Genomic DNA, 23,748 nt, shown 5'->3' with positions numbered 1-23,748 from the left:
GACTATCAATAAGCATAAAAAGTCTATATGATGACGGCCCCCATAGGAGGATAATCTTTCTACAGGGTGGATAAAAAACTGCATATCACCATATTTTTTGCGTAGCAATCATACGCATAGATGAGGAATGCCCTAAATGGCGAATGACAACCAAAATCAAGTCTTAGACAATCAAACTGATGTTGTAGAAGAGAAAGCTGCAAAGCGCGTACGCAAATCTAAGCCTAAAACGACTGACGGTGGTTCTACTGCTAGCTTATTTGGTATTGAACCTTATCAACCTAAAAAAAATGAAGAATACATGTCTGAAGGTCAGCTTCAGCATTTCCGCCAAATCTTGCTGGCTTGGAAAGCTGAGTTGATGTCAGAAGTGGATCGTACCCTGAATACGATGCAAGACGAAAATACTGCTCTTCCAGATGTGAATGACCGTGCGACTCAGGAAGAAGAGTTTGCGATTGAGTTACGTACCCGTGACCGTGAACGTAAACTGATTCGTAAAATCGAACAGTCGATCGAAGCAATCCAGAATGATGACTATGGTTTCTGTGAAACTTGTGGTATCGAGATTGGCTTGCGTCGTTTAGAAGCACGCCCAACGGCTACTTTATGTATTGACTGCAAAACACTTGCAGAAATCAAAGAGAAGCAAAATAACGGTTAAGCATGTCTGTAAATAATCCTCCCCTAACCCCTCCTTTAAAAAAGGAGGGGCACAACAGGATGGCTTATGTGGGTCGGTTCGCGCCATCGCCAACCGGCCCTTTGCATTTTGGCTCCCTCATTACCGCAGTTGCCAGTTACTGCGATGCCAAAGCCAATCAAGGCACATGGCTGGTTCGGGTTGAAGACACCGATATTCCTCGTATTTATCCCGGCAGCGAAGAGCATATTTTGCGTGCCCTAGATGCCTTTCAGCTTGAACCTGATGCCGAAATCATTTTTCAGAAAGACCGTTTAGATATTTACGAAGACGTCATCCAGCAATTGCGTCAGCAAGGTCTGGTCTATGCCTGCCAATGCACCCGTAAAATGCTCGGTTCCAATCATATCTATCAGGATACCTGCCGCGACTTGGGTCTGGCTTTTGAACATCAGGCTATTCGTTTAAAAATTGAAGATGTTGAAATCTGTTTTGAAGACCGGCTACAAGGTCGGCACTGTTCAGAACTGAAAAAAGATCTGGGCGATTTTGTCTTAAAACGTCGTGATGGCATTATCAATTACCAGCTGGCAGTAGTAGTCGATGACTATCTGCAAGGCATGACTCATGTGGTGCGTGGGGCTGACCTTTTAGATAATACTGAACGGCAAATCTATTTGGGACAGTTACTCGGTTATCCCCAGCTGAGCTATATGCATCTGCCGCTGGCAATGAATGATCAGGGGCAGAAACTGTCAAAACAGAATCTGGCCCAAGCACTGGATTTGACTCAGGCACCACAATTATTAAAACAGGCACTTCAGGCTTTGCATCAGGCTGAAGTTGCTTTAGATGCTCCGCAACGGATGCTGCAACAGGCAGTGGCGCAATGGGATATCGACCGGATTCCACATACAACTGAGCTACAAGGTCACTATTTATAAAAACAGCTTTTCACTTAAGCTAGACTTCTAGAATGAAAAATAGATAGGAAGAAGAGTATGTTTTTTATTTTTGGCGTCGGCCCTAAAACCAAAACCATTGAGAAAAGCCAGTTTCTGTGTCCGGTCTGCCGTACTCGTTCGGGCTATGAGCTAAAACAGCAGCGTAATTATTTTTCTTTATTTTTTATACCCTTGATTCCACTTTCCAAGCCTAAATCTGCTTTTGTGACCTGTTCCAATTGTGGAACCGCAATGCCGAGCACGGTACTGGACCATGCTCAGCCAGAGCCAGGACGAAACTCCAATCTAGAAGCTTGACTCTTCGCGGCTTGGATTGACCTGACGCGTGGTCGAATCAATTTTCAGAATCAGACTGATCATGACCGCACAGATAATCAGGGATGAACCGCCATAACTAATAAATGGCAAGGTCAAACCCTTGGTCGGCAACATGCCCATATTCATACCGGCATTCACCAGAATCTGTAACAGGAAAATGATACTGATGCCATAAGCCAGATAGCCGGCACGCAAATATTGATGCTGCAAGGCGCGGTGTCCAATGCGGATACAGCAAACCAGCATGGTGAAGGACAAGATCAGGATGGTTGAAATGCCTAAAAAGCCAAATTCTTCACCCAAAATTGCCAGCATGAAATCGGTATGCGCCTCAGGCAAATAAGACATTTTCTGGATACTATGCCCCAAGCCTACCCCTGCCCATTCCCCACGGCCAAAGGCCATAAGGGCATTAGAGAGCTGATAACCGGTGCCTAAGGGATCTTCCCAAGGATTCGAAAAAGACAGCAGACGTTGCAGACGATACGGTTCCAACAGAATCGCGGCAGCAAATGCGCCGACCAAGGTCATAAAAGCCACACCGAACTGAATCCACGGCGCACCCGCCAGAAAGAACACGCCAAGCATGGTTAAGGTAATTACCACGGTTGCACCCAAGTCAGGCTCGAGAATAATCAAACCGACGGTAGCACCCATGATGGCACTTAAACGGACCAGACCCTTGATATTATTCCGTACTTCTTCCGCACGGCGCACCACGTAGTCTGCAGTAAAAATTGCCATCATCACTTTGGCGACTTCCGAAGCCTGTAAGGTAAAGCCTGCGATCCGAATCCAGCGTTTGGAACCATTGACTTCCGTCCCGACAAATAGCACGGCCACCAAAAGTACGATGGTAATAATCCACAAAAAGAAAGTGTTATTAAACCAGACTTTTAAGGGGATTTTATAAGCCAGAAAAGCTGCTACGGCAGCGACAAAAATCGAAATCCCATGTCGGCTAATATAGTGAAACGGATTTTCATGCATACGTTCTGCATAGGGCATCGAGGCCGATGCCACCATGATCGAACCAATGCAGAGCAAAGCCAACACACAGAAAATCAATACATTCCGTGGATTCACTTCAGCAGGTATTCTAGGTATCCACTGCGTATAAAATTGATTTAATTTATTGATCGTAGTCTGAGCAAACCCAGCCATATCACGAATCCTTGTTATTCTTAATTGAGTTCATTCACATACGCAACAAACTTGCGACCACGCTCAGGATAACCCGAGAACATATCAAAACTTGCGCATGCAGGAGACAATAGCACGACATCATGTGCCTGAGTGTGCTTTTGGCAGATTTCTACTGCCTGCTGCAAGCTGTCCGCATGAATCAGTTCAGTCGTACCCGCAATCGCTGCTTCAATGACGGGACGATCTTCACCGATTAATACCGCTACTTTGGCATATTTGCTTAATGATTCACGCAAGGCTTTAAAGTCCTGCCCTTTGCCCTGACCACCGAGAATAATCGCGACTTTACCGCCTTGGGCTTCAATGGCCATGCCGAGACCGTCCAGTGCTGCCAAGGTTGCGCCGATATTGGTACCTTTGGAGTCGTTATAATAACGTACGCCTTGCACTTCTTTAACGAATTCACAGCGATGTTCCAGACCTTTAAAGGTCTTTAAGGTATTCAACATGCTTTCCAGTGGCAGGCCAATCGCTTCACCCAGCGCCAGACAGGCTAAGGCATTGGCAACATTATGCGTGCCCTGCATATACATCTCGGTACTTTTCAGCAGACGCTCACGACCACGCGCCAGCCAGATGCTGCTATCCGTATCCTTGAGAATACCGTACTGGTTCATATCCGGTGCATTTAGACCAAAGCTTTGTATCGGTGTTACGTCTGGCACCAGAGGACGGGTCAAAGAGTCATCACGGTTATAGACGACTTTTTTTACACCCTGGAAAATCCGGTGTTTCGCCGTGTGATAACCCATCATATCGCCATGACGATCCAGATGATCTTCACTCATGTTCAACACCACCGCGACTTCAGCCGCCAGATTTGAGGTGGTTTCCAGCTGAAAACTGGACAGCTCGAGTATATACAGCTCAGGATCGTCTTTAGTCAGGTCTAGCGCAGGACGACCTAAGTTACCACCGATAGCGACTTTTTTACCTGCATCCGCTGCCATCAAGCCAATCAAGGTCGTCACGGTACTTTTGGCATTAGAACCGGTAATTGCTACGATTGGCTTGTCTGTAGCACGGCGTAAAATCTGGATTTCACTGACTACTGGAATGCCCTTGTTGATGGCTGCCTGAATTTCAGGAAGTTTAGGATCAAGTCCTGGGCTGATCACGATTTCTTCCGCAGACAACAACAGCTCGGCATCAAACTGACCGAAACTGGTCTGAACTTCAGCGGGTATCTGCTCATGCCCTGGCGGGTTAGCTCTAGAATCTGTTACTGCAACGCGGTAGCCCTGACTATGCAAGAAATTGACTGCTGCAACACCTGATATTCCGAGTCCTGCAACGACTTTTAACCCACCACGTTGTATTAACATTTTCGCCCCATATTTTGGTCTATTTTGAAACTGACGAAATGGTAGCACTTTGCTGTTTTGAATGCCTTTTCTGATTGGCTTTTCTGCACATTTTTTTTGTGTCCATGCGTAAAAAAACCGTCATGATCATGACGGTTTTTAAAATTCAGCCAGAAAAGGAAATTATTTCCATTTCACCGCTTGTTGGGCTGGCTTTTCTTCTGAACTTTTTTCTGAAACCGGACAGGCACAGTTGCCACCACAGCCTGCAGCCATACCCGGTTGCAGCCATTTGGCCAGACGCTTCCAGCCCTTGGCTGCACAGGCATCAGACAGCTTCTGGAAGACTGAGTTAGAGGTGTTCGGAAACACCTTTTTGAATACTACCAGCATGCTCCAAAGCACCAGTGCTGTCACAATTAGAATTTCAATCATCTCAATCTCCCATACATATACAATGCAGCACACTCAATTGGCCAAGGCCAAACTGAGATTTAGCCCAAATAATATGAAGCAATTTGATAAGTCAGGAATGACATGAAATATGCCAGACCAAACAGGTAAATGGTCATGATACTGACAGTTTTCCAGGAACCGGTTTCACGTTTAACCGTTGCCAGAGTCGCTAGACAATGTGGTGCATAAATAAACCACACCAGCAAAGACAAACCTGTCGCAACTGACCAGCCCAGATCACCTCCACCGCTGATCAGCGCAGCCAGACCTTCAGACATCGCATCTTCATCAACTGCCGACATCGCATAGACTGTGCCCAGTGCTGCAACGACCACTTCACGCGCTGCCATCGCCGGAATCAGGGCAATACAGATCTGCCAGTTAAAACCGAGGGGTGCAAAGATCGGTTGCATCAGATGACCGAGCATCCCTGCCAATGAATAATCAATGGCCGGCAGGGTTGCGCCTTCTGGTGGCTGCGGGAACGTACACAGGAACCACAGCACAATCGATAAGGCGAAGATGATGCCGCCGACACGTTTCAAGAAGATTTTGCCGCGATCCAATAAGCCGATCCAAACGTTCTTCAAGTCCGGAAAACGGTAGCTTGGCAGTTCCATCAGCAGCATGTGCTGTGATTTATCTTTGTGGAAGAATTTCAACACAAAAGACACCAGCAAGGCACTTACGATACCTGCCATATAAAGACCGAAAAGCACCAGACCTTGCAGATTCAGGAAACCCCAGACAGTTTGTGCGGGTACAAATGCCGCAATTAGCAAGGCATAAACTGGCAAACGCGCCGAACAGGTCATTAAAGGTGCAACAAAAATCGTGGTTAAACGATCTCGTGGATCACTGATGGTCCGCGATGCCATGATGCCGGGAATGGCACAGGCAAAGCTGGACAATAACGGAATAAAGGCACGTCCTGATAAACCGGCTTTAAACATCAGTTTATCGAGCAAGAAGGCTGCACGCGGTAAATAACCCGATTCTTCCAGTACCAGAATAAAGAAGAACAGAATCAGAATTTGTGGCAGGAATACGACTACTCCGCCTGCACCGGCAATAATCCCATCTACCACCAGACTATTCAGTAATGGGTGCGAAATATATTCGCCGAGGAACTCACCCAGCCAGCCGAAGAAGGTTTCAATCCCATCCATAAACGGCGCAGCCCAGGCAAATACCGCCTGGAAAATCACGAACATCATTACGGCTAAGCTGAGTAAACCCAATACCGGATGTAGAAAAATCTTGTCGAGGAAGTCGGTACGTTTATCTTCCTGATCGACGAAATTGACCACGTCATTCAGAATATTTTCCACGCGCTGGTAACTGTCACCTTTCAAGCCGCTGAGTTCGGTCTGTGGTAAAGAATACTTGCCTTGATCTAGCGCATTTTTCAGGTTTTCAATCCCTGAATTGCGCACAGCCACCGTTTCTACCACAGGTACGCCCAGTCGCTCAGACAGCTTCTGGGTATTGATCTGCATGCCACGACGGCGTGCTTCATCCATCATGTTCAGCACAACCAGCACCGGACGACCCAGCTGAATCATTTCCAGCACCAGACCCAAATGCAATTTCAGATTGGTGGCATCTACCACACACAAAAATGCATCCTGCTCTTGCTCTTCCGCGATTTTACCTTGTACGACGTTGCGGGTGATTTCTTCATCTGGACTGGTTGCATCCAGACTATAAGTTCCCGGCAAATCCAGTACCCGTACCGCTTTGCCTGAGGCAAGCTGAAATGTACCGACTTTACGTTCAACCGTCACACCCGCATAGTTACCGACTTTTTGGCGTGTTCCGGTTAAGTGGTTGAATAATGAAGTTTTACCGCAGTTAGGGTTACCGACAAGGGCAATACGTAATGTATCACTCATGCCGACACCGCCTGTTCAATTTCAATTTTGGCTGCTTCTGATTTACGCAAAGCAAAACGTGTGAATCCAACTTGAATCAAAATGGGATCTCCACCAAAAATACCTTTAGTAATGACCTGTACCTTTGTACCTGGTACAAAGCCTAAAGTTTCCAAACGACTCGCGACGACATCGTGTAGAGCACTTTCACCATCAGTTGTTCGACTCACTTTTCGAATGATGGCAATTTGTTTTGCTTTTAAATCAGACAAACGCACCGTGAAATTCCTAAACTATTTTGTACAGTATACAAACAAATGAGAATAATTAACAAATAAGATTAATTACATTTCGATTTAGCCTTATACCACATCGACACCGTCATAAAATTAAACTACAGTGGAGAATACCAATCCCGATTATCGCTTTTTCAGATCAGATCCTTTCACCTTATGCTGAATAAAAAACCCCGTATTCCTGCCCCTGTCCAGATTCCTGATGCGTTCAGTTATTTACAGGGTTTTCGTGATTATCTGATTGCACAAACGGTCAGCCCGCATACCCGCAATGCCTATTTGTCCGACCTGGTGCAATGTGCAGAATGCCTGAGCAAGCCTCTGCCGGAATGGAATCATGATGATATTTCCGATGTGCTGATTGCACTGACCAAACAGCAAAAAAGTCCACGTTCGATTGCCCGCTGCCTGTCTGCCTTGCGTTCATTTTATAAATTTCTGCGCGAGCAAAAACTGCGTAGTGACAATCCGGTGGCTGCACATAAAACCCCAAAACTGGGCCGGGCCTTACCCAAAGATCTCTCCGAAGCAGATGTCGAAGCCTTAATTCATGCCCCTAATATCAACACGGCATTAGGACTGCGTGATCGAGCCATGTTCGAAGTGCTGTATGCCTGCGGACTCCGGGTGACCGAACTGATTAACTTACGTCTGGAACTGATCAACTTAAAACAGGGGTATTTACGTATCGTCGGTAAGGGCAATAAAGAACGCCTGGTTCCGATGGGACAAATGGCTTGTGAATGGGTAGAAAAATATCTGAACGAAGCCCGTCCGCAACTGTATAAGACTTCGACCGATCATCTGTTTCTGACCCAGCATGGCGGCATCATGAGCCGGCAGAATTTCTGGTATGCGATTAAGCGTTATGCGCTGCAGGCCGGCATTCAGTCCGAACTGTCACCGCATACCTTACGTCATGCCTTTGCGACACATTTACTCAATCATGGCGCAGACTTACGCGTAGTGCAGATGTTGCTCGGGCATAGTGATCTGTCTACCACCCAGATTTATACCCATGTGGCACAGGTACGGATGCAACAGCTGCATGCCACCCATCATCCACGTGCTTAAAACATATCCGGATGGAATAAACTGAGAAGTTTGACGTGTGGGTATTTTTTTTTGTTATGCTAATACTCTGTTTTTAATCCAAGAAGAAAAGGGTTTTTTATGACATTTGCCCGCTCAAAAATTTTTATGGCTTGCACACTTGCTGCTGGTTTGGGTCTGACTGCGTGTTCCAATTCCACTAACAACGATAAAAAGCAAGAGTTGACTGCAAGCGCACCTGCGACGGGCGAAGCCTCTACCCTGACCGAACGCAATGCAGAACAGCGTCTGGCGTCTACGTTGGAAAAGCATTTCAAAACCGCTGGCATCAGTGCCAAAATTACCGACATTAAAGCCACTGAAGTGCCGAACCTGTACTGGGTGAGTCTGGAAGGCATGTCTGCGGTCTATGTCACCAGTGACGGTAAATATCTGATTCAGGGCGATGTGATCCGTCTCGGCGACAAACAGCTACACAATGTCAGCGAAAACCTGCAGGCAGGCATCAACAATAAACTCTTTGCTGAACTCAAGCCAGCAGACTTGCTGGTCTATCCAGCTAAAGGCAAAGCCAAGCATGTGGTTTATGTGTTTACCGATGTCAGCTGTCCGTATTGCCATAAATTCCATGAGCAAATGGATGAGATGAATGCCAAAGGCATTGAAGTGCGTTATATCGCCTGGCCGCGTGGTGAACAGCATATGCCAGCCATGGAAGCGATCTGGTGCAGTGCCGACCGCCGTAGTGCGTTTGACCAGGCGATTGCCGGTGCACAGATTAGCGCAGAAAAATGTGAAAATCCTGTTCAAGATCAATATCAAATGGGTCTGAATATGGGCGTGAATGGCACCCCTGCCATTTATAATTCAGCAGGGGCTTATCTGGGCGGTTACCTGTCTACCTCGGAATTATTGAACCGGCTTAAATAACTCATTTTAATACGTTATTTAACTTTAATTTATAGATAAAGATATTCTGAAAATGACCCTAGAGTCAGGCGGTTTTTTTAGCTATGATCTAGGTTCTTGTAAAAAACTGTTTAATTTGGAGTGTGACGTGAAACCAGTTCGTCTGGCAATCCTCGGTCTTGGTACTGTAGGTGGTGGTGCCTTGAAACTATTAAAAGAAAATGCTGCTGAGATCAAACGTCGCACCGGTCGTGAAATTGAAATTACCCATGTAGGCACCCGTCGTCCACGTCCTGATCTGGATCTGCCAGAATCGGTCAAACAAAGTGCTGATTTGATGGACATCGTGCGTCAACCTGATGTAGACGTGGTGGTTGAAGTCATGGGCGGAATTCATCCTGCCTATGAAGTCATCATGGAAGCCATGAAACATGGCAAACATATTGTAACCGCCAACAAAGCACTCTTGGCTGAACACGGTAATGAACTGTTTAAAGCGGCTGAAGACAATGCCGTGCAAATTGCCTATGAAGCCGCAGTGGCTGGTGGCATTCCAATTATTAAAGTGATCCGTGAAGGTTTGGCAGCCAACAAGATTGAATGGCTGGCCGGTATTATTAACGGCACAGGTAACTTCATTCTTAGTGAAATGCGTGAAAAAGGCCGCGCTTTTGAAGATGTGCTGAAAGAAGCGCAAGAACTGGGTTATGCCGAAGCCGATCCGACCTTTGACGTGGAAGGCATTGATGCGGCTCACAAGCTCACCATTCTGGCCTCGTGTGCCTTTGGTATTCCGCTACAGTTTGACAAAGTCTTTACTGAAGGCATTGGCAAAGTCACTGCACAAGACGTGAAATATGCCGAAGACCTCGGTTTCCGGATTAAACACCTAGGTATTGCTCGCCGTACCGATGCCGGGATTGAACTTCGTGTACACCCGACCCTGATTCCAGATGACCAGCTGATTGCCAATGTGAATGGTGTAAAAAATGCGGTTCTGGTACAAGCCAATGCGGTCGGCCCTACACTGTACTATGGCGCTGGCGCAGGTGCAGGACCAACGGCTTCTGCGGTTGTTGCCGATGTGGTCGATATTGTTCGTGACATCATTTATACAGAAGATGGCGCAGGCACCATTCCACAACTGGCTTTTGAAGCGCTCAGTGATTTACCGATCTTGAGTCGTGAACAAATGACTACCGGCTATTACATCCGTATTAATGCCGAAGATCAGATGGGCGTGCTTGCCGATGTCACCACGATTCTCAGTCGTGCCGGCATCAGTATTGATGCAATCATGCAGCAACCGCGTTTATCCAAAGACCTTATTCCTATCGTGATTCTGACCGATCCTATCGTCGAATCAAAAATGGATGCAGCGCTTTCACAAATTCAAGCATTACCCGTCATTCATGGCGAAATTGTACGAATTCGTTTAGAATCGCTTGATAATTAATCGGGTTGAGGGGAGGATTCCCCTTGCCAAGCTCTACACACAATTGGAACATCATCATGTCGAATGCCAATCGTTATACTGGTTTAGTTGACCGCTATCGCGACCGTTTACCAGTGTCTGCAACTACTCGTGCGATCTCTTTGGGTGAAGGTAATACTCCACTGATCAAGCTTGAGAATATTCCACGCATTATTGGTAAAGATGTTGAAATTTATGTGAAGTACGAGGGCTTAAACCCGACTGGTTCATTTAAAGACCGCGGTATGACTATGGCGGTGACCAAAGCCGTTGAAGAAGGCTCTAAAGCCATCATCTGTGCATCTACTGGTAACACCTCTGCGGCTGCGGCTGCTTATGCGGCTCGTGCCGGCATCAAAGCATTCGTGCTTATCCCTGAAGGCAAAATTGCCATGGGTAAAATGGCTCAAGCGATGATGTATGGTGCGATCACCATGCAAATTCGCGGTAACTTTGATGACGGTATGCGTCTGGTTAAAGAAGTTGCCGATCAGGCACCGGTAACGATTGTAAACTCAATCAACCCGTACCGTCTGCAAGGTCAAAAAACCATTGCTTATGAAATCGTTGAAGCTTTAGGTCGTGCACCGGATTATCACTGCCTGCCAGTCGGTAACGCGGGTAACATCACTGCGCACTGGATGGGTTATACCGAAGCGGTTGCCAACCAGTCGAAAGAAGAATTTGAGCAAGTCGTTTACGATGCTGAAACTGATGCTTTCACTGGTCCTAAACCGGCAGGCTTGCCAATCATGGCAGGTTATCAAGCGTCTGGTGCTGCACCTTTCCTTCGTGGCGGTCCAGTAGAAAATCCGGAAACTGTTGCAACTGCGATTCGTATCGGCAATCCGCAAAGCTTCAATCATGCTAAAGCGGTTGTTCGTGATTCAAACGGCTGGTTTGATGAACTGACTGATGCGGAGATTCTTGAAGCTCAACGTCTGCTTTCTATGTATGAAGGTGTATTCGTAGAGCCTGCATCTGCTGCGTCTGTCGGCGGCGCGATCCGTGACATTAAAGCGGGTAAAATTGCTGAAGGTTCAGTGATCGTATGTACCGTAACGGGTAACGGTCTGAAAGATCCAGACACTGCTATCAAGCAATGTGCTGATGCCGTGATGTTGTCGATTGATGCAACTATGAGTCAAGTTAAAGACTCTATTCTGTCGAATATGTAATTCCGGCCAGAATTAAAAAAACCCTGCACTTGCAGGGTTTTTTTATGAACCAATCAATTAGATTCGTTTAGGTTGCTGGCTGACCCAACTCATTAAACGGGTCGCATCATTGGTACGCGCCTGTGAGCTGTTTGCGCCTAAAAGTACCACCGCCACCGGACGGTTATTCAGAGTCGTGTGCATCACCACACAGCGCCCTGCTTCATTAATAAAACCGGTTTTAGAAATATTGATATTCCAGCCGCCATTACGTACCAAGGCATTGGTATTATTAGATTTCAATACACGATAACCCAAGTTAAAGTCATAGCTTGGCGTGGTCGAGAACTGACGAATCAGGCCGTATTGAGAGGCAGTATTCACCAAAATCCCTAAGTCACGAGCTGATGCCACGTTGCCCGGATGCAAACCTGTCGACTCCATGAAGTGGGTAGAATTCATACCCAGCTCTTTGGCTTTGGCATTCATTTTGGCAATAAATGCTGATCGACCACCCGGATAAGTGCGTGCCAAAGCAGCAGCAGCCGGGTTCTCGGACTTCATCAGAGCAAATAATAAAGCTTCAGCACGGTTCATGCTGTCCCCTGCTCTTAAAGTCGAGCTTGAGCTTTTACAGCCTGAACAGGAAAAATCAGCCTGTTGTAGGGTAATTTTTTCAGACATGTTTAGACGTGCATCAGAAATCACCACCGCTGTCATCAGCTTGGTAATCGATGCAATCGGATAGGCAGTATTGGTATTTTTGCTAAACAGCACTTCACCGGTTTGCGCATCCATGACCAGTGCAGCCCGTGCATTGACAGAAGGTTGATTACTAAAATGATTCGTATCAATAATCTGCGGCGCAGTATAAGCAGGTTTGGCTGCTGCTGGCACTGCTGTGCCGGCCTGACGCAAAGTGGTGGTCACTGTGGCAGACCCGGGTGGCGAAGGCTCATTGGCAGATGCATTAAAATCATCGCTCATTAACTGGTTAACTTCTTCAGAAGACCAACTAATGCTGGAACCGCCCTCTGCCGTGCCAGAATTCATAATGATTTCAGCAAAACTTGTCGTGCTCATGCTGATTAACACGGACAGGCCGAGTAGATGCCTTAAAGACTTGTTTATTTTCTTCACTATTCCTTCACTCAACTAACAGAGGTAAGATTGATTTGCGTATTACCTCTAATATGCCTTACATTTAAACACAATGCCGAACATTTTTTGTTCTTGACACTGTGTGATAAGTTTCAGATTTAATCTCGCGAATAGGATTGCTAATTTTGTACTTTCATTGCAAGCTTATTTTGCTTTATGTAACAAAAAAATGATTTTTTTAACAGAGGGAGAGCGTAGGTGATCACAGTTTTAGTTGTGGACGACCATGAATTAGTTCGTACTGGAATTTGCAGAATGCTAGAAGACCATGCGGAGGTTCAGGTAATTGGACAAGCTGAATCTGGTGAAGAAGCGATCTCTCTGGTTCGTCAACATCATCCTGATGTAGTTTTGTTAGATGTGAATATGCCGGGCATTGGTGGCGTAGAAACCACGCGCCGTCTACTTCAGAGTGCGCCGGAAACCAAAGTTTTGGCGGTTAGCGGTTTAGCAGAAGAGCCTTATCCGTCCCTGTTATTGAAAGCCGGTGCCAAAGGTTATATCACCAAAGGGGCCCCGATTTCGGAAATGGTCCGTGCGATTAACAAAGTCATGCAAGGCGGCAAATATTTCAGTGCAGACATTGCGGAACAGTTAGCCAGCTCTTACCTTTCTGATACACAACAATCCCCTTTTGATGCATTGTCAGAACGTGAAATGCAAGTGGCGATGATGGTGGTGAATTGTATCAGCGCCCAGGAAATTGCCGACAAACTCTTTGTGAGTGTTAAAACCGTGAATACTTATCGTTACCGTATTTTTGAAAAACTGAATATCGATAGCGATGTTAAACTGACTCATCTGGCCATGCGCTATGGACTCATTAAACCTTAGCTTTTAACGATTTCCGGTGCATATGGCACAACAAAAAAACTATGCTGAACTGAATCAATATCATCTCGGTATCTGGTATAGCGCTTATCGCTTGCTGATCAGCACCGGCCTACTGCTGATTTTTCTGCTGACCTACCCCGAACTCACCACCGATTATCAATATCCGCAGCTGTATTATTATGCGCTGGGAATCGGGGTTGCGATCAATACCGTACAGCTGTTTGCGCTGAAATGGATCAGACGACTGATCCAGCCGCAGCTGATCATGATTTTCTTTAGCGATGTCTGCGTTCTAAGTTTGCTGACTTTGGCCAGTGATGGTCCTAATCTGCAAATCGGGCTGCTGTTTGTGATTACCATCTTTTCTGCATCTTTATTATTAGATGCAAAAAAGGCCTTAGTTGTCACGCTGGTTGCTGTTATCAGCGTTATTTATCAGCATTTTATCGGCAGTATTTTTGCATTTTCATCACTCAGTAATATCAGTAATAGCGCCCTGCTGGCCTTTTTGTTTTTTGTGGTCTATGGCACCGGACAAATTGCCGTGCGGCGTTTTCAGATTTTGGAAAATCTGAATTTTTCTCAATCGCTGGAACTGCATCGCTTACAGAATATTAACCGCTATATTCTGGAGCAGATCGAAACCGGTTATCTGGTGCTGGATGAAAACTACCATGTGGTACTCAGTAATCCTGCCGCCTGTAATCTTCTTGGAATTGAGTCCAAATACGGCCATGAGAAATTTACTTTATCTCAATCACAGCCAGATTTATTTGAACTGATCCATTTTGAAACGCTAGAAAATGGTGAGCGCTTTCAGTTTGAATCCCAGCAAAGTCGCTATAATATTCATGTGCAGGTGCAAAAACTGATTGTGCCGCATCAGACTCTAATGCTACTGGTGTTACAGGATGCCAAAAAACTGAATCAGCAGGTGCAGCAACTTAAACTTGCTGCACTGGGTCAACTCTCAGCCAGTATTGCCCATGAAATTCGCAACCCCTTGGCGGCCATTGTGCAGGCCAATGATTTGTATCTGGACTCAGAAACTGAACAGCAACAGCTACTCCAGCAGATGATTGGCCGACAGGCGACCCGGATTGACCGGATTATTCAGGACACGCTGAATATGGTCAAAAATAAAGAAACCCACCCGATACCGATTCATCTCAATGAATTTATCCCGTTATTTATCCAGGAAGATCTGGCCGATATTTGCGATCAGATTCAATTTAATATTGATATCCCGCTAGTGATTCAGTTTGATGAAGCACAATTCCGGCAAATCCTGATTAATCTGATTCGTAATGCCATTCGTCACAATTCAGCAGATGCAGCCTATATTCAGCTGAATGTGCATCCTTATGAACATCGGGTCTGGATTGATGTACGGGATTTTGGCTCTGGCGTAGCCGTACATGATCAAGCTCTATTGTTCAAACCCTTTTTTAGCACATCGATTAGTGGTACCGGATTAGGATTGTATTTATCACATAGTTTTTGCGAAGCAAATCAGGCACAATTAAACTATATACAACAAGAACAGGGCGCATGCTTTCGCATCAGCTGTCAACGTATTACGCTTTAAAGGGGTCAAGGAAGATGAATGGGGAACAACAACCACTGGTGCTTTTGGTGGATGATGAGGAAGATTTGTGTACCCTCATGCAAATGTCATTGCTGCGCATGGGAATTCGTACGCACATTGCCCACCGTTTGGAAGATGCTAAAAAATGCCTTGCCAATCATCAATATGATGCCTGTCTGACTGACCTAAACCTGCCCGATGGCAATGGTTTGGAGTTACTGGACTGGATTGGCAGCCTCTATCCGGCACTTCCGGTCGCAGTTCTGACCGCCTATGGCAACATGGAAATCGCCATTGCTGCGCTCAAAGCCGGGGCCTTTGATTTTGTCAGCAAACCGATCAATCAGAAACATCTGGAACAACTCTTACAAAAAGCCCTGAATAAACCGGTGGATTATTCGCATAATAATCCAAATGAAGCGCTTGAACATAAAATGCTGATTGGACAATCCCTGCCGATCCAGCAACTACGTATTACCTTACAAAAAATTGCCCGATCCCAAGCACCGGTTTTTATCACTGGTGAATCGGGAACAGGTAAAGAAGTCGTGGCCAATCTGGTCCATCGCCTGAGTAACCGCAATGAAGGTCCTTTTATTGCGATTAACTGTGGCGCCATTCCGACTGAGTTGATGGAAAGCGAACTGTTTGGGCATAAGAAAGGCAGCTTTACCGGCGCTGCTCAGGACAAACAGGGACTGATTCAATCTGCCCATGGTGGCAGTCTGTTTCTGGATGAAATTGCAGAATTACCGCTTTCTATGCAGGTCAAATTGTTACGTGCCGTACAGGAAAAACGTATTCGTCCACTCGGTTCGGATACCGAAATTGATGTGGATTTCCGTGTGATCAGTGCCACGCATCAGGATCTGGAAGCCTTGGTGCAACAAGGCAAATTCCGTCAGGATTTATATTTCCGTATTCATGTAATGGATCTGACTTTACCGCCATTACGTGAACGAGGCCAGGATATTCTGTTATTGGCCGAACACTTTATTCAGAAGATTTGCCAGGAATGGGGCATTCCCAATAAAAAACTGACCGAACGTAGCAAAGAGTTCTTATTGGAACAATATTATCCAGGTAATGTACGTGAATTGCGTAATATTATGGAACGCGCAATTACTTTAAGTGATGAAGAGCGGATTGATCTTCAGCATTTGCAGAGTGCACCGCTACGTCATGCGCTTAACAGCCCTCAGGAGATAAATACGCTCACGAGCGAGATCATTGCGACCGAAACCCTGATTGCACCTAAAAAGCTGCCTGAAGAGGGTCTAGAACTATATTTGGAAAAGGTCGAGAAAGAAATTTTACTGAATGCGCTGAATCTGACCCATTGGAACCGGACACTGGCCGCCAAAAAACTCGGCATGTCATTCCGTTCCCTGCGCTATCGTTTGAAAAAGTTCGGACTGGATACCGAAGAAGACGAATAATTATTTTTGCAGGAGCAGCAAGTCTGTGACATGTTCCAGATAACTCTCCTCACGCATTTCCTGCTTAAACGGATAGTTGAAATGCGGCTGTACGCCCCGCCCTTCAATCATCTGGCCACTCGGGCTAAAGTATTGCGATACTGTCATCTGTAGAGCCGAACCGTTGCTTAAAGGAAAGAGTTTCTGTACTACGCCTTTGCCATAGCTTTTTTCGCCTACGACCCAGGCACGGTTATGTTCTTTCAGGGCTGCTGTAAACACTTCTGCTGCAGAAGCCGAGCGGTTATTAATCAATACCCCAACTTTCAGATTCTGAAACTCAAAACTCGGCAAGGCCTGAAATTGCTGATTACCTTCAGCGCGGCTTTTGGTCGACACAATCACGCCCTGATTCAAAAATAAATCGGCAGATTCAACTGCAGCCGAGAGTAAGCCACCGGGATTATTGCGTAAATCAAATAGCACGGCTTTTAAGCGCTTGTCGGCATAGCTTTCGATTAGACGTTTGATTTCATTGGCAGTATCTTGCTGAAAAACCTTGACCTGTAAAACCAGAACCTGATTATTGTGCAGGCTCGATTTAATTTCAGTATCCAGTTTGGTATTGCGGACCAGACGAACGGCCGGACTTTGCGGGGAGAGCTGAATCATGAGCGTAGAGCCAACGGCTCCGCTCAATAACTGCCGGACTTGTTCCTGATTCAGGCTATTTAATACCTGATCGTCAATTTTATAAACCGTGACGCCATTTCGAAGTCCCTGCTTGGCTGAATCAGCATCGGAACTCAGTCCCTGAACTACCCATTGCTTCAACCGCGGGTCAAATTGCAGATCAAAATCAATGCTGGCCAGATCACCTTCGGTATATTCACGCAGTTGCTTATAATCTTCAGGCGACAAATAACGGGAATAGCGATCTAAGCCACTGACCAGACCCTGAATGGCCTGTTGAAACAAGGCATCGTCATTTTTATCTTGGATATAATTATCTTTTACGATGCCATAAATTTGTACGAATTCTTGAATGGATGCCACAGGAATTTCGGAATAGACCTGCCCATCCATTTCCATATCATCGAATGCCGGCTCATTTGAACCCGCACCCCAAGCTGAATGACTCAAACACATCAGTAAGCATGGTATTACAACAGACTTCCAGCGTGTTCTTGCCATTCTTTGACCTTTTTAGAATTTTATCGAAAATTATGCATCAAGCTGAATCAGGTTACGACCTTGCATTTCAGCAGGTACCGGAACTTGCATCAGACTTAATAAAGTCGGTGCTACATCTGCCAATACACCGCCTTCTGCAATCGTGGCCTGAGTTGGGCCGACATAAATAAACGGAACCAATTCAGTGGTATGCTGAGTATGTACCTGACCACTGTGATAGTCCTGCATCTGCTCTACGTTACCATGATCGGCAGTCACAATCATATGACCTTTTTGCGCCATTACCGCTTCATAAACCCGGCCCAAACAGGTATCAACCGCTTCAACAGCTTTCACCGCAGCATCGAATACACCCGTATGACCGACCATATCACCATTGGCAAAGTTCACCACCAGCAGGTCAAATTCACCTGAATTGATCGCAGCCACCAGCTCATCAGTCACTTCATAAGCACTCATTTCCGGTTTAAGGTCATAAGTGGCTACGTTTGGCGATGGAATCAGGATACGTTTTTCACCTGGGTATTCATCTTCACGGCCGCCGCTGAAGAAGAAAGTCACATGCGCATACTTTTCTGTTTCCGCAATGCGCAGCTGTGTTTTACCCAAATCAGATAAGTATTCACCAATCGAGTTTTTCAACGCTTCAGGCATATACGCTACAGGTGCATCAATCGTGGCTTGATAACGCGTCAGCATGACAAACTTCGCCAAATTCGGCACGACTTTACGTTCAAAACCTGCAAAGTCTTTTTCTACAAATGCGCGAGTCAATTCACGGGCACGATCGGCACGGAAGTTCATGAATACGACGCTGTCACCATCCTGGATTTTTGCCAGCTCGCCAATACGGGTCGATTTGACAAACTCATCCGACTCATCAGCCGCATAAGCCTGTTCCAGACCTTCAACTGCGCTGGTAGCCGTACGAACTGCTTCACCTTCAGTGAGCAAGCGATAGGCCTGTTCAACACGATCCCAACGATTATCACGGTCCATGGCAAAATAACGGCCAATCATAGTCGCAATACGACCTTGACCTGGATATTGTGCGAATAAGGCATCAAGCTTTTCTAAAGAAGGTTGTGCGCTTTTAGGCGGCGTATCACGACCATCTAAGAATGCATGTAAATAGACTTGCGCACCGCGTTTCAGCGCTAGCTCTGCCATCGCCACGATATGATCTTCATGTGAGTGCACACCGCCTTCAGACAAAAGGCCAAGCAAATGTACTGCCCCACCTGCAGCTTTGGCTTTCTCCACCGCATCGACCAGGACTTCATGTTCAAAGAAGTCGCCAGTACGAATGTCTTTGGTAATTCGTGTAAAGTCCTGATACAGCACACGACCTGCGCCGAGGTTCATATGTCCGACTTCAGAGTTACCCATCTGGCCATCTGGCAGGCCAACATCTTCACCAGAACCCGAGATCAAACCATGCGGATGCTTGTCCTGTATCGCAGTTAAATTTGGTCGTTTAGCTGCTAAAAACGCATTGTCTTCGACCGCTTCGCGATGACCCACACCATCCATAATCACCAAAACGTGAGGGATTTTGCCAGCAGTTGCATCCGTCATAATGAAATACTCTGTTCGTCTACGAATTAATCGCTCTATTTTAGCGAAGTTTATAAAAAGAGGCCATGACCCGGCTATGGTTTAGGCCTCTCATGATGATTGATTTGTTCTATTTTCCTATGGTTTAGCGTGCCCGATGCAGCAAGTAGCCGCCGATGCCGAACATGATCAGAATCGGAATAAACACGAACCAGGCCGGAGACGGTGCATAGATCAAGCTGGCATAGCCGAGGAAATCCTGCAGATAGAAGAAACCCAGTCCGGCAAATAAAGCTATTACCAGACGAAAACCCATGGATTGCTGACGCAACGGCCCGAAGATAAATGAACAGGCGATCACCACCAAGGCGATCAGAGCAAATGGAGAGCCAAGTTTTTGCCAGAAGGCCAGCTGATAGGTTTTTGGTACCTGGCTGTATTCATGCATATAGCTCATGAAACTGACCAGTTGACTCGGCGATAAATCTTCAGGATCAATGGTCACCATATGCACATATTTGGGCTGCAATGCCAGCGCTAAAGGTTGCTGTTGCTGCTTGACCAGCGTGGCATTGCCATTTTGTAAAATATCGAACTGCTCTGTGTTGTCCAGCGTCCAGGAACCATCTTTAACGAATTGCCCCTGATCTGCCTGCAAGGTACCGCGCAAACGATAGTTCTGGTCAAAGTCCAGCATCTGCACATTTTTCAGCTGGCCTTGCGAGTTAGCATAATCGATATAAATAAAGCGCTGCCCTTCCCGAGTCCAGTAACCACGCACTTCACCGAGTTGAGCGGCTTTACTAGCACTCTTGACGCTTTTGGCCTGTTCATTGGTATACGGAATGACCCACTCGCTCAGGGCAAAAGACAACACCACCAACAGCAGTGCTGAACGGATGACCCAGCCGACAATGCGCCATAAGCTCACACCAACCGAACGCATCACAATCAGCTCACTATTCGAGGCTAATGTACCAAGACCTAAAACTGCACCAATCAGTGCAGAAATCGGCAGGATTTCATATAAATAATTTGGTGCCCCCCAAAGCACATATTTCAAGGCATCCCAGGCACCATAACCATCTTTGAGCGAGCCAAGCTCACCCAGATAAGTAAATAATACCTGTAAACCCGCCAATACCGCGGTTGCACCCAGCATGGCCAGCGCAGTGGTTTGGGTCACATGTTTTGCAACTATACGACGTGCCAACATTGTTAAGACCTCACTCGCTGAATCTGTTTCTTGATTTTCGGGCCTAATTTCTGTTTACGTGAGAACAAGGCACCAGCAATTGCATAAGCTATCAGGATCAATGGATAGGCCCAAATGCCCATTTCTTCTTTACTGATCCGGGTCTTCACTGCCATCAAGGCCACAATCAGACTGGCAAAAATCATGAGGGCAGGAAATAACTTGAGATATCGACCCTGTCGTGGACTCACTTCAGACAAGGCCACAGCCAGAATCAGGGCAATCAGAATCGCAAAAGGAACAAACACCCGCCAGCCCAACTCACTGGCCACCACAGGATCCTGACGGTTCTGCCACAATTGCGAGGTCGGTAAGGCCTCAACTTCAGTACTGGCAAATTGCGCTTCTTCATCGCTTTCTAAGCGCAGACGATAGCTTTCAAATTCAGCTTGAGTATATTGCGGTGTACCCGGATAGATCTCATAACGGCGTCCGTTAACCAGATCGACCACATTGGCAGCATCATTCGGTACTTCAATTCGGGTGGCTTCCTGCGCCAGAATCATCACATCCGGTTTGCCTTCTTTTTCCGCACGCTGATAAAAGAAAATATCTTTTAAATTTTTACGGTCTTCTGACAGGTCACCGGCATAAATGGTATAGGGCCCAGAGGAGATAAATTCTTTCGGTCGCACCAGGTCAAAGCCGGTACGTACCGCCTGACTGGTGGTCAGGGCTTCAAACTGGCGAATGCCCCACGGCGCAGCCCACAGCATCAATCCGGCCTGAGCAATCAAAAACACCAGGGTCATCGGCACCAGTAGACGCGCCAATTGATGCCGACTGACGCCACTGCCATTCATCACGGCCATTTCATGATCGACATATAAACGGCCAAACACCAGCATCAGTCCAATAAAGAAACCGAGCGGAAGAATCAGGGTCAAGAATTCAGGCAAACGGTAGCCAATAATGCTAAATAAAATGCCTGCATCCAGACGGCCTTGCGCCGCGACACCAAAATACTTGATCAGTCGACCGCCCATCATGATCAAGGTCAATAAGGCAATCACCACCAAGGATGTCGAGACAACTTGCTTGACCAGATAACGCCGAATAATCAAATTAATTCTTCCAAAATAAGGTCCATAAAACGAGTGCTAGTTTACCCTAATAGCAAAAATATAAAACCTAGGCCGCCCTGCCCATTGAAAATCTATTCGGATAAATGTTTCAATGACTGAATGATTTACCCATCTAGACAGGCGTGAAAACAGAATATGAAACTTACAATTAATACGTCATTCCCAGAGAATGGATCAAGTCAATCTTTGTTGATTTTAGTTGACTCAGAACAACTTCAGAATACAACCGCAACCTATCAAATCAATAATTTAGACACATTAATTGAAGCCTCTCAATTCAAGGCAGCGTTGGCGGAAAGCCTGAGCCTGATTGGTCAGGTGAGCCAGTCCAGCCATGCAGCACTAATTGGTTTAGGCAAGGTCGCTGAACTGCAACCGGCAAAACTTGCAAAAATCGCGCAAACTATTATTCAAGTCACTCAAAAAAAATTCAAACAGATTTCTGTAGATCTGACACAACTTCCACAAGAATTCCATTATCTGTTTGCGCTCTTCCTGACTCAGGCCAGCTATGGTTATGATGAATATAAATCCAAGAAGAATGAATTTGTGCTCGAGCAGATCGACCTGATTGCCACTCATAGCGTCTTAACTACCGAACAGTTGCAACTGGTACAAGCAGTGCAAAGCGGACAAAATCTGGCACGTGACCTGGGCAACCGTCCGGGCAATATCTGTTTCCCTGAATATCTTGCAGAACAGGCGGTGGCTTTGGCGGCTGAATATCCAGACCTACTTAAAGTCACAGTGCTGGATGAACAGCAAATGGCAGATTTAGGCATGGGCGCCTTCCTTGCGGTAAGTAAAGGTTCAGAGCGTCCTGGTCGGATTATCAGCATGGAATATCAGTCAGAGCGTAGCGAAGCACCGGTAGTCTTGGTGGGTAAAGGCATTACGTTTGATACCGGCGGTATTTCCCTTAAACCAGGCGCAGGCATGGACGAGATGAAATACGACATGTGCGGTGCAGCTTCTGTACTCGGTACAATGCGTGCATTGTGCGAAGCCCGCTTACCTCTACATGTGGTGGGAACCATCGCTGCAGCAGAAAACATGCCTTCAGGCAAAGCCACCCGTCCTGGTGATATCGTAACGACCATGAGCGGTCAGACGGTTGAAATCCTGAATACCGATGCCGAAGGTCGTTTGGTCCTATGTGATACCTTGACCTATGTAAAACGTTTTAATCCTGCTTTGGTGATTGATATTGCGACCTTAACCGGTGCCTGTGTGGTCGCTTTGGGTTCAGTACTAACGGGTCTGTTCACGCCAGATGATAAACTGGCAGCAGAACTAGAAGCTGCCGGCCAGCATTCCTTTGACCGGGTATGGCGTATGCCGGTACTGGAAGACTATCAGGAACAACTGGATTCACCATTTGCCGACATTGGCAATATCGGTGGTCCAAAAGCTGGTTCTGTGACTGCAGCCTGCTTCCTGCAACGTTTTACCCGTGAATATCGCTGGGCACATCTGGATGTTGCAGGTACGGCATGGAACTCAGGTACCAATAAAGGTGCAACCGGCCGTCCAGTTCCATTATTGATGCAATTCCTGACGAGTCGCGTTCAAAGCAATGGCTAAAGTCAGCTTTTATTTATTTGAAAAAAGCCCTGAACGACAAGTGGACAGCACTTGTCGTTTATGCCGTAAGATTCTGCGCCAGCCGGCGCGAATCTGGTTATTGTGTGCCGATACAGATTTGCAACAGCAGTTGGATGAATGTTTGTGGAGTTTTGATCCATTCAGTTTTATTCCACATGGTATTGACCAGCTTCAGGCCACGGTCTGTATTTCGGCAACACTACCGGAACAGTCCGACTGGATTATTTTCAATTTTAATCCGGAAGCACTTGAACCTTACGCAAAATTTAGTCACATTATTGAGATCATTGAAAACCATGAAATGGCTAAACAGCTGGGTCGTGAAAAATTCAAGCAATATCGTCGTTTAGGTATTGAGCCGGACACCCATAAGCTTTAACCGATATCATCCACAAG

General features: G+C 46.3%; 22 protein-coding genes. 12 read left to right on the top strand and 10 right to left on the bottom strand.

The features are described from left to right. Window positions 1–136: 136 nt before the first annotated feature. From dksA to FTV08_RS04675, 3 genes are read left to right on the top strand one after another with little or no spacing between them, the layout of a single operon-like run. Window positions 137–664 carry an RNA polymerase-binding protein DksA gene (gene dksA, locus FTV08_RS04685; protein ID WP_004281072.1) on the top strand — a complete coding sequence of 176 codons (528 nt, stop codon included), beginning with the start codon at window positions 137–139 and terminating at the stop codon, window positions 662–664. A 2-nt stretch (window positions 665–666) separates the two neighbouring features. After that, the gene (gluQRS, locus tag FTV08_RS04680; RefSeq protein WP_257221153.1) at window positions 667–1,587 is read left to right on the top strand and encodes a tRNA glutamyl-Q(34) synthetase GluQRS; all 921 of its coding nucleotides are present in this window, start codon (window positions 667–669) and stop codon (window positions 1,585–1,587) included. 57 nt (window positions 1,588–1,644) lie between these two features. Continuing rightward, window positions 1,645–1,905, top strand: a complete 261-nt coding sequence (locus FTV08_RS04675) for a zinc ribbon domain-containing protein (protein WP_004281070.1) — start codon at window positions 1,645–1,647, stop codon at window positions 1,903–1,905. Here FTV08_RS04675 and ftsW read toward each other — a convergent pair. The 5 genes from ftsW to FTV08_RS04650 all read right to left on the bottom strand — a co-directional run bounded on the left by ftsW (window position 1,894) and on the right by FTV08_RS04650 (window position 7,044). Beyond that, window positions 1,894–3,090: a putative lipid II flippase FtsW gene (ftsW, locus tag FTV08_RS04670; RefSeq protein WP_004281069.1), complete on the bottom strand. Its 1,197-nt coding sequence runs from the start codon at window positions 3,088–3,090 to the stop codon at window positions 1,894–1,896. The two genes, FTV08_RS04675 and ftsW, sit on opposite strands and share 12 nt — an antisense overlap. Window positions 3,091–3,110: 20 nt before the next feature. Beyond that, complete coding sequence (murD, locus tag FTV08_RS04665; protein WP_180086775.1) at window positions 3,111–4,457, bottom strand: UDP-N-acetylmuramoyl-L-alanine--D-glutamate ligase; 1,347 nt, start codon at window positions 4,455–4,457, stop codon at window positions 3,111–3,113. Between the two features lie 162 nt (window positions 4,458–4,619). Beyond that, window positions 4,620–4,871, bottom strand: coding sequence for a DUF6587 family protein (locus tag FTV08_RS04660; protein WP_180086774.1), 252 nt, complete (start codon window positions 4,869–4,871; stop codon window positions 4,620–4,622). Window positions 4,872–4,930: 59 nt separating this feature from the next. Further along, window positions 4,931–6,787 (bottom strand): ferrous iron transporter B, encoded by a 1,857-nt coding sequence (locus FTV08_RS04655; protein WP_180086773.1) that lies wholly within the window; start codon window positions 6,785–6,787, stop codon window positions 4,931–4,933. Beyond that, on the bottom strand, window positions 6,784–7,044 hold the full coding sequence (locus tag FTV08_RS04650; RefSeq protein ID WP_004281065.1) for a FeoA family protein: 261 nt from the start codon (window positions 7,042–7,044) through the stop codon (window positions 6,784–6,786). Before FTV08_RS04650 ends, FTV08_RS04655 begins: the two co-directional genes overlap by 4 nt. A 174-nt stretch (window positions 7,045–7,218) precedes the next feature. On the opposite strand from FTV08_RS04650, the gene xerD reads away from it, so the two are divergent. The 4 genes from xerD to thrC all read left to right on the top strand — a co-directional run bounded on the left by xerD (window position 7,219) and on the right by thrC (window position 11,676). Then, the gene (gene xerD / locus FTV08_RS04645) at window positions 7,219–8,136 is read left to right on the top strand and encodes a site-specific tyrosine recombinase XerD (RefSeq protein WP_180086772.1); all 918 of its coding nucleotides are present in this window, start codon (window positions 7,219–7,221) and stop codon (window positions 8,134–8,136) included. 99 nt (window positions 8,137–8,235) lie between these two features. Further along, window positions 8,236–9,045, top strand: coding sequence for a DsbC family protein (locus FTV08_RS04640; RefSeq protein WP_180086771.1), 810 nt, complete (start codon window positions 8,236–8,238; stop codon window positions 9,043–9,045). Between the two features lie 127 nt (window positions 9,046–9,172). Beyond that, a complete protein-coding gene (locus FTV08_RS04635) occupies window positions 9,173–10,480 on the top strand; it encodes a homoserine dehydrogenase (RefSeq protein ID WP_034605826.1) in 1,308 nt (435 codons plus the stop codon). Between the two features lie 56 nt (window positions 10,481–10,536). Beyond that, the gene (gene thrC, locus FTV08_RS04630) at window positions 10,537–11,676 is read left to right on the top strand and encodes a threonine synthase (RefSeq protein ID WP_004281061.1); all 1,140 of its coding nucleotides are present in this window, start codon (window positions 10,537–10,539) and stop codon (window positions 11,674–11,676) included. Window positions 11,677–11,733: 57 nt separating this feature from the next. Here the strand turns inward: thrC and FTV08_RS04625 are convergent, their stop codons facing one another. Next, on the bottom strand, window positions 11,734–12,795 hold the full coding sequence (locus FTV08_RS04625; protein WP_005101483.1) for a serine hydrolase: 1,062 nt from the start codon (window positions 12,793–12,795) through the stop codon (window positions 11,734–11,736). A gap of 219 nt (window positions 12,796–13,014) precedes the next feature. Between FTV08_RS04625 and FTV08_RS04620 the strand changes: the two genes are divergently transcribed. Genes FTV08_RS04620 through FTV08_RS04610 form a run of 3 tightly spaced genes read left to right on the top strand, consistent with a single transcriptional unit; the run spans window position 13,015 to window position 16,677 of the window. Beyond that, complete coding sequence (locus tag FTV08_RS04620) at window positions 13,015–13,650, top strand: response regulator (protein WP_004281059.1); 636 nt, start codon at window positions 13,015–13,017, stop codon at window positions 13,648–13,650. 22 nt (window positions 13,651–13,672) lie between these two features. Continuing rightward, complete coding sequence (locus tag FTV08_RS04615) at window positions 13,673–15,238, top strand: PAS domain-containing sensor histidine kinase (RefSeq protein ID WP_180086770.1); 1,566 nt, start codon at window positions 13,673–13,675, stop codon at window positions 15,236–15,238. Between the two features lie 14 nt (window positions 15,239–15,252). After that, window positions 15,253–16,677, top strand: coding sequence for a sigma-54 dependent transcriptional regulator (locus tag FTV08_RS04610; RefSeq protein ID WP_180086769.1), 1,425 nt, complete (start codon window positions 15,253–15,255; stop codon window positions 16,675–16,677). Here FTV08_RS04610 and FTV08_RS04605 read toward each other — a convergent pair whose 3' ends face one another. The 4 genes from FTV08_RS04605 to lptF form a co-directional block, all read right to left on the bottom strand. Further along, window positions 16,678–17,850 (bottom strand): S41 family peptidase, encoded by a 1,173-nt coding sequence (locus tag FTV08_RS04605; protein ID WP_005263947.1) that lies wholly within the window; start codon window positions 17,848–17,850, stop codon window positions 16,678–16,680. It lies immediately after the preceding gene. Between the two features lie 30 nt (window positions 17,851–17,880). Beyond that, entirely contained in the window at window positions 17,881–19,428 is a 1,548-nt protein-coding gene (gene gpmI / locus FTV08_RS04600) for a 2,3-bisphosphoglycerate-independent phosphoglycerate mutase (RefSeq protein WP_180086768.1), read from the bottom strand. Window positions 19,429–19,552: 124 nt separating this feature from the next. Further along, entirely contained in the window at window positions 19,553–20,623 is a 1,071-nt protein-coding gene (gene lptG / locus FTV08_RS04595) for an LPS export ABC transporter permease LptG (protein WP_004281054.1), read from the bottom strand. Between the two features lie 2 nt (window positions 20,624–20,625). Beyond that, window positions 20,626–21,726, bottom strand: coding sequence for an LPS export ABC transporter permease LptF (gene lptF, locus FTV08_RS04590; RefSeq protein WP_004281053.1), 1,101 nt, complete (start codon window positions 21,724–21,726; stop codon window positions 20,626–20,628). 156 nt (window positions 21,727–21,882) lie between these two features. Between lptF and FTV08_RS04585 the strand changes: the two genes are divergently transcribed. Together FTV08_RS04585 and FTV08_RS04580 are read left to right on the top strand one after the other, a co-directional pair. Continuing rightward, window positions 21,883–23,331 (top strand): leucyl aminopeptidase, encoded by a 1,449-nt coding sequence (locus tag FTV08_RS04585; RefSeq protein ID WP_004281052.1) that lies wholly within the window; start codon window positions 21,883–21,885, stop codon window positions 23,329–23,331. Next, entirely contained in the window at window positions 23,324–23,731 is a 408-nt protein-coding gene (locus tag FTV08_RS04580; RefSeq protein WP_180086767.1) for a DNA polymerase III subunit chi, read from the top strand. The genes FTV08_RS04585 and FTV08_RS04580 overlap by 8 nt, the downstream gene beginning before the upstream one ends. The last annotated feature ends 17 nt before the right edge of the window (window positions 23,732–23,748 follow it).

The organism is Acinetobacter sp. YH12226 (genome assembly GCF_013417805.1).
In the GTDB taxonomy this organism is placed as follows: domain Bacteria; phylum Pseudomonadota; class Gammaproteobacteria; order Pseudomonadales; family Moraxellaceae; genus Acinetobacter.
Note: the sequence above shows the minus strand (reverse complement) of the source record. Positions and strands in the feature narration are given on the sequence as shown.